Source organism: Rhizobium sp. 01L419 (assembly GCF_056400025.1).
The window spans coordinates 141,186-152,986 of the sequence record NZ_JBFTSM010000021.1 but is presented as its reverse complement, the minus strand read 5'-3'; the positions used below and the strand labels follow the sequence as shown (position 1 = coordinate 152,986).

10 protein-coding genes are annotated in these 11,801 nt (G+C 59.2%); 2 read left to right on the top strand and 8 right to left on the bottom strand.

Annotated elements, in window-relative coordinates:
- Nucleotides 1–939: 939 nt before the first annotated feature.
- Nucleotides 940–1,236 carry a hypothetical protein gene (locus AC1DUP_RS31470; RefSeq protein ID WP_113296442.1) on the top strand — a complete coding sequence of 99 codons (297 nt, stop codon included), beginning with the start codon at nt 940–942 and terminating at the stop codon, nt 1,234–1,236.
- A 318-nt stretch (nt 1,237–1,554) separates the two neighbouring features.
- Here the strand turns inward: AC1DUP_RS31470 and AC1DUP_RS31465 are convergent, their stop codons facing one another.
- Nucleotides 1,555–2,730, bottom strand: a complete 1,176-nt coding sequence (locus AC1DUP_RS31465) for an adenylate/guanylate cyclase domain-containing protein (protein WP_477836681.1) — start codon at nt 2,728–2,730, stop codon at nt 1,555–1,557.
- A gap of 252 nt (nt 2,731–2,982) precedes the next feature.
- Between AC1DUP_RS31465 and AC1DUP_RS31460 the strand changes: the two genes are divergently transcribed.
- On the top strand, nt 2,983–3,180 hold the full coding sequence (locus tag AC1DUP_RS31460; protein ID WP_113296441.1) for a hypothetical protein: 198 nt from the start codon (nt 2,983–2,985) through the stop codon (nt 3,178–3,180).
- 147 nt (nt 3,181–3,327) lie between these two features.
- On the opposite strand, the gene AC1DUP_RS31455 is transcribed toward AC1DUP_RS31460, so the two are convergent.
- The 7 genes from AC1DUP_RS31455 to AC1DUP_RS31425 all read right to left on the bottom strand — a co-directional run bounded on the left by AC1DUP_RS31455 (nt 3,328) and on the right by AC1DUP_RS31425 (nt 11,620).
- A complete protein-coding gene (locus AC1DUP_RS31455; RefSeq protein WP_477836680.1) occupies nt 3,328–5,163 on the bottom strand; it encodes an ABC transporter ATP-binding protein in 1,836 nt (611 codons plus the stop codon).
- 34 nt (nt 5,164–5,197) lie between these two features.
- On the bottom strand, nt 5,198–6,394 hold the full coding sequence (locus tag AC1DUP_RS31450) for an aminotransferase class V-fold PLP-dependent enzyme (RefSeq protein WP_477836679.1): 1,197 nt from the start codon (nt 6,392–6,394) through the stop codon (nt 5,198–5,200).
- 48 nt (nt 6,395–6,442) lie between these two features.
- Nucleotides 6,443–6,973, bottom strand: coding sequence for a RidA family protein (locus tag AC1DUP_RS31445; protein WP_477836678.1), 531 nt, complete (start codon nt 6,971–6,973; stop codon nt 6,443–6,445).
- Nucleotides 6,974–6,994: 21 nt separating this feature from the next.
- The gene (locus AC1DUP_RS31440) at nt 6,995–8,203 is read right to left on the bottom strand and encodes an amidohydrolase/deacetylase family metallohydrolase (protein ID WP_113296437.1); all 1,209 of its coding nucleotides are present in this window, start codon (nt 8,201–8,203) and stop codon (nt 6,995–6,997) included.
- Nucleotide 8,204: 1 nt separating this feature from the next.
- Nucleotides 8,205–9,074 (bottom strand): ABC transporter permease, encoded by an 870-nt coding sequence (locus AC1DUP_RS31435; RefSeq protein ID WP_477836677.1) that lies wholly within the window; start codon nt 9,072–9,074, stop codon nt 8,205–8,207.
- Entirely contained in the window at nt 9,074–10,015 is a 942-nt protein-coding gene (locus AC1DUP_RS31430) for an ABC transporter permease (RefSeq protein WP_162748517.1), read from the bottom strand. Before AC1DUP_RS31430 ends, AC1DUP_RS31435 begins: the two co-directional genes overlap by 1 nt.
- 78 nt (nt 10,016–10,093) lie before the next feature.
- Nucleotides 10,094–11,620 carry an ABC transporter substrate-binding protein gene (locus AC1DUP_RS31425; RefSeq protein WP_477836676.1) on the bottom strand — a complete coding sequence of 509 codons (1,527 nt, stop codon included), beginning with the start codon at nt 11,618–11,620 and terminating at the stop codon, nt 10,094–10,096.
- Nucleotides 11,621–11,801 lie beyond the last annotated feature (181 nt).

Below are 11,801 nucleotides of genomic sequence, written 5' to 3'. Positions count from 1 at the left end.
TCGGCACCTTGCGTGCGACGAGGTGGTGAAGCCGCCGTCGATCGGCGAGGGATAGTTGCTGATAGCATCGGGACATGCCAAAATCTCCAAAGTGAAGCCATTGAAATCATTGGCATGTCGCACTTGGAAATAGAATGTACCCCCTTACASATGAAAATCGCATAATCTATCTTATGGAACTATTAGCTGTATTGTGAAAAGGCACCTCCGTCTTTCGCAAAGCAATGCACGTCAAAATCTCCAAACTCCAAAAGATGTGCATTCTCAACGTTTACGGGTAAGCGGTTGTATCAACGGCCAAAACTCCGATTGAAGGCCCTACACCATATACAGCTGAGACGCCCGCGTATCTTCCAATCCAAGACGATCTGGCGCTCGCCCGGAATGGCGCGAGAACTTCGTCACAGCATGCGATTACGATCGCTGCGTCGCCGGAGCTTGCGCATCGCATCAGTTAGGCAAGAATATCGTCGGCCGATTAGCTCGAGCCACCAATGCTAACTTCGTGCAGTTGCCGTCTCTGTGGGAGCCGAGTTCTCCAACCACATCGTGTGCTAACGTATGAGTATCGATCACCTACTGGCTTAAACTCGCCTAGCGTCGATCGTCGCGCTAGCGCCGACCAGTCAACAATGTCACTTTGAGCTGCTACCGGGCACGACTCTATTCGCAGCCCCCCGGATCAGGACGCCGAACACGCAGCTGCGAACGGCCATCAGTGCGCTTCATTGTTTCTGATGCAGCCGGTTGCCGAACCCGGCGGTACCGTGCCCCGACATGTCACCGCAGTCGCGAGCAATTCCAATTGTTCACCATTCCCTGAGAAGTCCAAGCCGATTGACCACTGTCGGATGATCTATTCAGCAATTTCAGATAATACCGGAGGCATCGATAGCTGGATCGCCTCGGAGTAACATCGTGAAATCTCGATTGTCGTCCATGTTTGTACTTTCAGCATTCGCGCTGCTTGTTGGTTCGACGCTTGCTTCAGCCGAAGGCTGGCAAACCGACGCGCAAGGCACTTCCAACTGGCATGTTTCGCCTCCAATCGGGCAGTGCAACGTCAGTCGTGCCAGGAACAGAGCGATACGCGCCGGGATTTATCGAAGCGAGATCGTCTATCGCGACGAGAACCTACTAACCTTCAGGGGGCTGACGCTTAACGGAGATCGCAAGGAGATCACCTTTGGAAACGAGGCAAGCTGCCCGGAACTGGAGTCGAGAGACATTCCATAGATTGCAGACGGGCCGAAGCTGCGGCTTCAGTCTTTTCGCAGGAAGTAAAGGATCCTCCATACGCAGCTCCTGCGAATACCCGCGCCACGCCCTGTAGCATTCTCAGACCTTCAGGGCTCACAGCAGCTCTCGATCTTCCCAAGGAAGACACGGAGAAGATCTGCTTCCACAATGCCGAGGCCTTGTTCGGGCACTACGCAAAGCTCGCATGATGCGCGGCCACATACGTCTGCGAGGTGGCGCAGATGACACGGCGTCCGCTCTTCTGACGGTTCATTCCCGCCCGCTAAAGCCCGCAGAATCCGATAGCGTGAATGGTCAATCTGGCCAGGCGTAAATCGCGGCTGGACGAGCGACGCCCTTGAGTGGAAAAATGCCCGCTTTCTCGAAACGGCCTGGCGTCTGCGAAACGAAATCGGCGGATGCCAGCAGGCTGTGGCCGATTTCGTCGGCCAGCTTCTCCATGCGCGCCGCTTCGTTGACCGCCCTGCCGATCGCCGTGAAGTCGAGGCGGCGGGCCGCACCGACGTTCCCATAAAAGACCTCGCCGACGTGAAGGACGATATCGACGAGAAGCCCTGGCTGTCCCGCTTCCTCTCGCCTGCGATTGACATCACCATTGGCGTCCATGGCGGTTCGAGCCGCCGATAGCGCGCGGCGGCATGCCTCGGCCGGGTTGTCTATATCGGCAGGGAAGATGGCGAGCAGACTGTCGCCCATAAACTTCAGGATCTCGCCGCCCTCCTGCTCGACCGGGGCGCCGATCGCCTCGAAGTGTTCATTGAGCCAGGCAACGATGCGTTCGGGCGCATGCCTTTCATTGAGTGACGTGAAATTCTTGAGATCAGCCAGAAGGATCGCCGCATAGATCGCGGTACCGTCGCCGCGCCGTATATGGCCACCTAGGATACGACTGCTGCTTCCGGCACCCGTGTAGACCGCGAGCACGTCGGTGGCAACGCGTGTGGTCGCGATCCGGCAACAGGTAAGAGTGAGGGCTGGCATCAACCGCCGCAGTTCGGCAATCTGATGATCGGAAAATCCCTCGGGATGATCGACAGCGAGGGAGAAGCTGACACCTGCAAGCGCAGTATCCCCGGGAAATCGGGCCAGTTTCATCAGGTAATCGGTGGCTCCAAGCTCGGCTAGCTCCGTCAGCAGCGGAATCGGCGGCGCGTCCGGTCCGGGCGGCAATTTCCAGCGGGCGTAATCGAGGTCGTTCGCCAGGAGATAAGCAACAGGCGAGCGCTGGAACAACTCTTGGCCCGCTTCGTCATGTCCTTGAACTTCCGTCAAAAAGCCGGACGATCGGTACCATGCGACCGAAGACCCGCGTTGTACGGGATCAATCGACGGCATAGCGATCGACGCACGGATGATCGGGTATCCGAGGTCCATCAGCCGCTCCGCCACACCCTGCAGAACGGTCTCGATCGTATCGGTCGATAGTCCCTCGGCAATAATCCAGTCGATCAGTTCCTGCAAATGTGGCATCATATATCTCTTGGCCTCCGGGATTTGTGGAGGTCTGTCGTTCTACCGCAATTTCGTCAATGGTCCATTGGCCGTGTTATTCACGGGCACAGGACCGGAACGCAACAAAAATGCTTGATGCTCGCGTCGGCGGCACCAAAAAGGATGGAACAAAATCAACGCAGGCGCGTAATCGTTCTCTGGGACACCACGAACCTATTATCGCCCTAACAAGAAGCACAACCCACCTCGAGGAAGGAGAGGAATGTGTCTATGACCTCACGCAATGCTCACGTTGTACCGCACGACGATCACGTGGTCACCGCCAAGGAGGCCCTGGAGGGACTTTATCTGAGGCTTGAAATGGAGGCGGAGGTTCGCTTGGTCGCTGCGGCGTTGCGCGCCGGCTGGACGGCGGACGAAGCGCTTGAAGCGATTGACCAACTTCGAGCCGACGATACCAGGCACTAGGGCGTGGTGCGTGCATTCGCACTTGTTAAAGACGCCCTAACTCGTTGAATCCAAGCATCAGGCTTCCGAAAATCGATTTCGATTTTCGAGCCAATGCCGTAGGCTTTCTTGAAGCAGCCACAGATGTCGTGGCGGCGAAAGCCGCCCTCAGTTTGCCACCAGATGCCCCGGCGATACCTCGCGGTACCCGAGCGGCTTGATCTTATAATCGACAGGCCGGATCGGGCTTTTGATCTCGTCGTTAGCAACAACGCGTTTTTCGCGACGGCGGTCGGGATCGGGGACCGGCACAGCTGCCATCAACTTCTTGGTATAGTCATGCTGCGGATTGCCGAAAACGGCCGCTCGCGGGCCGATTTCGACAATCTCACCGAGATACATGACGGCGACGCGATGGCTGACGCGCTCGACGACGGCCATGTCATGCGAGATGAACAGGAAGGCGAGGTTGAGGCTCTGCTGCAGATCGAGCATCAGGTTGATGACCTGCGCCTTGATCGAAACGTCTAGTGCCGAGACGCTCTCATCCGCCACGATGACCTTCGGCTCCAGTGCAAGCGCACGCGCAATACAGATACGCTGGCGCTGACCGCCGGAGAATTCATGCGGGAAGCGCGAAGCCATGTCGGGTGTCAGTCCGACTTTGGCGAGGAGGTCTGCGACGCGCTCCTTTGCCTGCTTTGCCGTACCCATCCTGTGCTCGAGATAAGGCTCGGCAATGGCATCGCCGACGCGGATACGCGGATTGAGGCTGGCGAAGGGGTCCTGGAAGATCATCTGCACGGTCTTGCGCATCTCGCGCATGCCCGCCTTGCCGAGCGCCAGCACATCCTTGCCATCGGCAATGACAGAACCGCTCTGCGCCTCAATCAGCCGCATGATTGCGCGCCCGGTTGTCGACTTGCCGCAGCCGGACTCGCCGACGAGCGATAGCGTCTCGCCCGCATGGAGATCGAAGGATACGTTCTCGACCGCATGGACGCGACCGGTCAGCTTGCCAAAGAGGCCCGAATGAATATCGAAGCGCTTGGTGAGGTTCTTCACCTCCAATACCGGACGGGCGGCTGCCGCGACTGTATCGGCCGTCTCGACCGGCGTGTCAGATTCTCCGGTCGCCGTATTGACGACAGGAAAGCGCAGCGGCCGCTCGTAGCCCTGCATGGAGCCGAGTACCGGGACGGCAGACAGCAGGGCGCGGGTATAGGGATGTTTGCCGCGGTGAAAGATATCCGCCGTCACCCCCGTTTCCACTTGCTCGCCGCGATACATGACGACGGTACGGTCGGCGATCTCGGCAACGACGCCCATGTCATGGGTGATGAACAGAACCGAGGTCCCCTCCTCTTCCTGCAGCATCTTGATCAGATCCAGGATCTGGCCCTGGATCGTCACGTCGAGTGCCGTCGTCGGCTCGTCGGCGATCAGGAGCTTCGGCCGCGAGGCAAGCGCCATTGCGATCATCACGCGCTGGCGCATGCCGCCGGAAAAGCGGTGGGGATATTCGTCGAAGCGCGAGGCGGCCGAGGGGATGCGCACTTTTTCAAGCAGCCGGATCGTCTCGGCGCGGGCTTCTGCCTTCGACATTGGCCTGTGGCAGAGCAATGCCTCGGATATCTGGTCGCCGATCGTGAAGAGCGGATTGAGGCTCGTCATCGGCTCCTGGAAGATCATAGCGACATCATTGCCGCGAACCTTGCGCATTTCGCCTTCCGGCAGGGCCAGAAGATCGCGCCCGCCGAGCATGATCTTGCCTTCGATGCGGCTCGAATCCAACTGCAGAAGGCGCATGATCGACAGGGAAGTCACACTCTTGCCGGAGCCGCTTTCGCCGACGATAGCGACTGTCTCTGCCGGTGCGACATCAAAGGAAATATTGCGAACGACCGGCTTCCAGGCGCCATCGACCAGAAACGATGTCGTCAGATTCTGGACGGAGAGGACCGGCTCTGCCGCTGCGATGGATTGTGCCTGGATGCCTGTCATGATCGCTTCCTTAAAATTCGCCCCGGATATCAGATCAGTCCGGCCACTTCAGCACGCCTTCGAAACGACGCTTGCTGCGATCTTCGATCGGTGTCGCGATGATCTCGTTGGAGGCACGCGCCTTGTCGAGCTCTTCGGCCAGGCGGCTGGCGACGATCTTTTCCTGGCCCGGATGCAGGTTGCAGGGGTCGAGATAGAAGTAGCGATGCTCGACTTCGTGGTCGCGGACGACGATCGGCGGAGAGCCGCGGCCGAGAGCATCGGCAAGATCCCAGGCGGTGATATGGGCCTCATCGGTATTGATGATCACGCGCATGCGATCGAGCGGGTTGTTGGTCGGGTCCGGTTCTATCAGCGCGGTAACGCCGGGGCGGCCGTCAAGCGTCTGTTTCCAGAGGTTGAGATAGCTCGTCTCGCGCGCGCGGATACCGGCATTATCGCGCTTTTCCCAGGCCTCCAGCGCCGCCATGACGCCAAAAATGCTTTCCTTGCCGACCTTCATGCCGCGGCCGATGCCCATGTTCTGCAGGAAGGCGTAGCGCACCAGCTCCTTTTTGCCGGCGACGATGCCCGAGGTTGGGCCGCCCAGGAACTTGTGGCCGGAATAGAGCGCCACATCGGCCCCCTGCTCCAGGAATATCTTGAGATCATATTCCGAGGCCGCATCGACGATAACGGGAACGCCCTTGGCATGGGCGATCTCGACGAATTCCTTGAGGTTCAGCAGGCCATAGTCGACGACATGATGCGAAACGACATAGACGGCGGCCGCCGTCTTTTCGGTAATTGCCTGTTCCATATGGAAACGGTGGGTGGATGTCGCCTGGCCGACCAGCACCGCCTTGCCCCCGGCAAGCCGGATCGCCTGATCGACGGGCGCGCCGTAGCTCACGATGTGGCCCATCTGGACAAGAACTTCGTTCTTTTCCGGGACGACATCCGGCAGCTTCTCGATGGCGAGCAGATTGTTGCCAGTGATGGCGCCTGCGACGGCGAGCGAAATGCCTGCCGAGCACGAGGCGGTCACGAAACCCGCCTCGCCGCCGGTCAGCCGCGCGATGACGGCGCTCGCCTTGCGCTGCAAATCGTTGACCTCGACGAAATGCGGTAGGATCGACGACATGGCGGCGATAGCCTCGGGAACGACGATCGAGGCGCCGAGGCTGGTCATGGTGCCAGAAACGTTGATGACCGGGCGAAGGCCGATCGATGTGCGGATGTCCTCAGACATGGGTGTCTCCAATTTCAATCTGTTGGGCCCGAGCAATCATGCGCATCCTCATCTCAGCGCGACGATGGCCTCGATTTCGACGGTGATGTTTCCTGGCAGCGATCCGAAGCCGACTGCAGAGCGGGCATGTTGCCCGATCTCCTCACCAAAGACATCGATGAGGAGATCCGAGCAGCCGTTGATAACTGCAGGATGGTCGACGAAATGCGGCACGGCATTGACCATGCCGAGCAGCTTGACAACGCGCTTGACACGCGAAAGGTCGCCGAGCGCCTCATGCATGACGGAAAGCAGATTGATGCCGGTCAGCTTTGCATGCTGGTAGGCGGCTTCGACGCCGACCTCGGCGCCGACCTTGCCGACATGCATGAATCCATCTGGCTCGCGAGGCCCCTGCCCCGACAGGTAAAGCATGTTGCCCTCCTGCACATGGGTGACGAAGTTGGCGATCGGCGGCGGTGGAGCCGGAAGCTGGATGCCAAGCGCTGCTAGCCGCTCGTAGGGCGACGTGCTGGGTTGACCTGCGGTAACGGGCGGGCCGGCGGTGGCGGAAGACTGGTTCACGCAAACTCCTGTCATGCTATGTCTTGAGTTCTGGTCTTACCGGTAGGAATAACCGTGGCTGTGGCGCACGAGCTTGCGGGCGCGCGGCACATAACGGCTGGAAGTGAAGGCCTCGTTGCCCAGCACCGCATAGCGCGGCTCGAAAAGCTTCTTCAGCACCGAGACGTCACCATTGGAATCTGTCGCCTCAAGGTCGGAATCGACGAGATCGAAGACAGTGAACTCGGCGGTAGCACCAACAGTCAGACGGTTTTCCATCGACAGCTTGATGACGGATGCCGGCGCATGGGTCACAGCATTGATCACCTTGTCGAAGGGCATGCCGACTGACAGAAGCTTCGACATGGTGGTGGCCAGATCCCAGACCGGGAAGTTCAGCGAATGGCCATGCAGGTCGGTTGAAATCGAATACGGCAGGAGACCGCGGGCAATCGCCGCTTCCGCCACCTTGAAGGAGAAGGAGGCGCCGCCATGGCCAATGTCGAGGCGGATGCCTTCGGATGCACAGCGTTCGGCGAGATTGAAGAGGTCTTCATCCTCCATGATGCTGGAGCCCGCCTTGCCATTGAAGCAGTGGGTGACGACATCGCCGGGACCGAGGATTTCAAGCACTTCATCGTAGAGGGCCGGCGGCTCGCCGACATGCACCATCATCGGCACCTTGAGGATCTTGGCGATCTTCTTGCCGAGCTTTACGGGGGTGACACCCCAGGAGCCGGTGATCACATGGCTGGCGCGCACCTTGATGCCGACGATATGCTCGCTGTTTTCGGCATAGCATTCGAGAATACGGTCAAGATCGATATCCCTGATGTCGCGCAGTTCCGCGACGCGGTTGCAGGCCACCAGTCCGATGGAGCCGAGATTGAGGAAGGCCTTGATGCGTTCCTTGGACGGCTCGATGATATATTCACGGAAGCCGTGGAAATTGGCCTCCCCGGCAGAACCGGCATCGACCAGCGTCGTTACACCGCGCTCGACGCCGCATTCGGATGGGCGCAGCGAGATGTCCGTGCCGCCGTGCCAGATATGCACATGCAGGTCGACCCAGCCGGGGGAGACAAAGGCGCCCTTACCGTCGATGCGTGTCACGTCGTCAGCCGCCGCCAGGGATGGGCCGAGGCCGGCGATCTTGCCATCGGCATCGACCAGGATATCGATCGCGCCATCGGGCGTGCCAGTGCCAAAGCCGACAGGCCTGATATTGGTGAGGAGGAGCGGCTTGCCCGCTTTTTCACCGGTCATTTTAGAGATCCTTTCGAAGTTTGGGATCGAGCATATCGCGCAGACCGTCACCGACCATCTGCAGCGAAAGCACCGAGAGAATGATGGCGATACCCGGAAACAGCGTCATCCAGTCGGCCTGGCCGATATATTGCCGGCCAGCGGCAATCATCGTGCCCCAGGTCGGGATTTCCGGGCTGACGCCGAGACCGAGGAAAGACAGGCCCGCTTCCGCAAGCATTGCGCTCGCAAAGAGGAACGTCGCCTGCACCAGGATCGGCGAAAGCAGGTTTCTCAACACATGCCGGGTCATGATGTGGAAGGTCGAAATGCCGAGCGCCTGAGCCGCCTCGACATAGGGCAGTTCGCGGATAACGAGCGTCGAGGCGCGGACGATGCGGGCCAGGCGCGGCGCATAGACGATCGACAGCGCGATGATCACAGTCGTCAGCGACGGACCGAGAGCCGCAACGAGTGCGATCGCAAGCAGGATGTCGGGAAAGGCCATCATCGCATCGATGAGGCGGGCGATCGGCGTGTCAAGATTCTTGAAGAAGCCGGCGAGCAGGCCGAGCGTAACCCCGATCACTGCCGAAAGTGCTACGACCGCGACGCCCACGAGCAGAGACAGGCGGCCGGCAAAGATCGTGCGTGACAGCACATCCCGGCCGAACTCGTCCGTGCCGAAGAAATATGTCCCGCTCGGCGGCTTCAGACGGTTGATGATCGAAAGCTTCGACGGCGAATAGGGTGCAACCCATGGCGCCAGGATCGCCAGCAGCACGAAAATTGTGAGAATGAGCAAGCCAACGACGACTGTCTTGCGCTTTAAAAACTGGCGGATGAATTTGCGGCCTTCGCTTTCGACCGGCTTGATCACGATATCCGTCATCAGTAGCGCACCCTCGGATCGACGAGCAGGTAGAGCATGTCGATCACAAAATTGATCAGGACGTAGAGCGCGGCGATCACCAGAAGCGCTCCCTGGATAACAGGATAGTCACGACGCAAAACAGCCGAGACCACGAGATTGCCGACGCCCGGAAGGCCGAAGACGGTCTCCGTCACGACTGCGCCCGAGATCAGCACGGCAGCGGTCAGACCAAGGACGGTCAGGATCGGGATAAGTGCATTCTTCAAAGCGTGCTTGAGGATCACCCTGCGTTCGATCAGGCCTTTGGCCCGAGCTGTCCGGATATAATCGTCACCCAGCACATCGAGCATCGAGGCGCGCGTGAAGCGCAGGATGAGCGCGGAGGAGACGATGCCGAGCGCGAATGCAGGCAGCGTGAGGTGATACATGCGATCGAGGAATGTCGAGCCCGGTCCGCCGTATCCGGAGACCGGGAACAGGCCGAAGCGGACGGCGAACACCTGCATGAGGATGAGGCCGAGCCAGAAGCTCGGAATGCTTGCGGCAAACATTGCAAGCGTCGTTGCCGCCTGGTCGATGAAGGAACCCCGGCGGTAGGCGGCATAGATACCGATCGGAAGGGCGATGAGGCTGGCGATAACAAGCGAAAAGATCGTCAGGAAGAAGGTCGGTTCGGCGCGATCGAACAGCGCCGCGGTGACCGGCATGTTGAGGAAAATCGACTGTCCAAGATCGCCCTTCAGGAGCTGGCCGATATAAAAGAGATATTGCACGCCGATCGATCGGTCGAGGCCAAGGCTGGCGCGCAGATCGGCGATATCCTGCGACGTCGCATCCGGACCGAGCATGACGGCCGCCGGATCGCCGGGGGTGACGCGCACGATGATGAAGACGATCGTGACGACGAGAAACATCACCACGATCATGCCGAGCAGGCGCTGGAAAATGTAACGTATCATGAAGTCTGTCCCGGTGCCGGGCAGGCACGATGGAAAAGGGATGCCGGCGCAGGCGCACCGGCATCCTGCGATGGAGCGTTACTTCTTGACGGATGCGTTCCAGAAATACGGCCACGGAGCCGGTTCGACGCCTTCAAGCTTGGTCGATTTGGCCGAGACGGCGTTGAAATCGCCGATCTTCATGTAGGGCAATTCGTCATACATGGCCTTCTGGACATCGGCCCAGAGTGCGATGCGCTTCTGCGGATCGACCTCGGAAGTGAAGGCATCGACGGTGGCCTTGCGCGCCGGCGTATCCCACCAGCCGGGCGAGCTGGGAGACAGCGAACCGATCAGTGCCGGTTCCGGCAGGAAGGGGCTGTGGGTGATGTAGATATCCCAGAGCTTCGGATCTGTGCGGCGCTGCGTCAGCGTCGCCCAGTCGACGACCTGCAGATCGACGGCGAAGCCGGCAGCCTTCAGATATTCGGCCGCGACCTGCGCCATCTTGTAGTGGAATTCATACTGGCGGCTGGTGAGAATGCGGATCGGCTCACCATTGTAGCCGGCCTTCTTTGCCGCTGCGGTGGCCCCTTCTGAATCGGCGACGTTATAATTGCCCTCGACACCTGCATTCGTATTCCAGACGTAGGGCTTGGGATAAATGTCGCCGTCGAGCGTATAGAAATCCGTGCTGCCGAAAGCGGCGGCGAGCATGTCTTCCATGCTGAGCGCCTGGCGGATTGCCTTGCGGACCTCGACGTTCTTGGCAATGCCTTCCTTCGTGTTGAACACGAAGACGGGATAGCCGAAGGGCTTCAGGATGACGGGCTGCGAAGCGCTCGATGCCTTCAGCTTGTCGAAGGATTCGACCGGGATCGAGTCGACATAATCGTACTGACCTGAAACGGCGGCCTCGACGCGCGTGTTCGGATCCGGAACCGGCACGAAGCGGATTTCGTCGAGATACTGGTGGCGGGCACCGCCATAACCGTCACTCTCGCCGTCACGCGACTTATAGCCGTCGAAACGGACGAGCTGGATGTACTGGTCCGCCTTGCGCTCTTTCAGCATGTAAGGACCGGTGCCGATGAATTCCTTCATCGGTTCATCCTGCTTTTCAGCGGGAATGATGATGGCGGCGGAGTTGTTGAAGGCGAGCAGCGAGGTCAACGGCGCATAGGGTTGCTTCAGCGCGATCTTGACGGTCGCCGGATCGACGGCGGTGATGGAGTCGATGAAGCCTGCGACCTGCTTGCCGCGCGAGGCGATCTTGATCCAGCGGTTGAGCGAGGCAACGACATCTTCCGAGGTCATATCGGAGTTATCGTGAAACTTGATGCCGGTGCGCAGCTTGATCGTATAGGTCTTACCGTCGGCGCTGATTTCCGGCAGGCTTTCGGCCAGAAGTGGCGTGACATTCCACTTCTTGTCAAACGTGTAGAGCGTTTCGAAAATATGCTGCGTGACGATGCCGACGAGATCGGCGGTCGAGGACATAGGGTCAAGCGTCGGCGGCTCGCCGATCGTTGCGACGTTGATAACGCCGCCCTTTTCCTGAGCCATCAAGGTTGTCGGCAAGGCGACCAGCGCAGTGCCGAGAAGGAATGCGACAAAAGTCTTCATTTCATGCTCCCGGTTTAATGTTCCACAATTATGTTATGTCGGTTTTTATAATAGAATAGCGAGGGAAGTGGTTCTGTCAATCGGGAAAGTGGCTCCATCGGTAAAAATGAGCAGGAGCGCGGCCGGATCCAAAATCGCCCGCAATTTCAGTTGTTTCGCGATGGCGCAGGCAAGCTCGCCA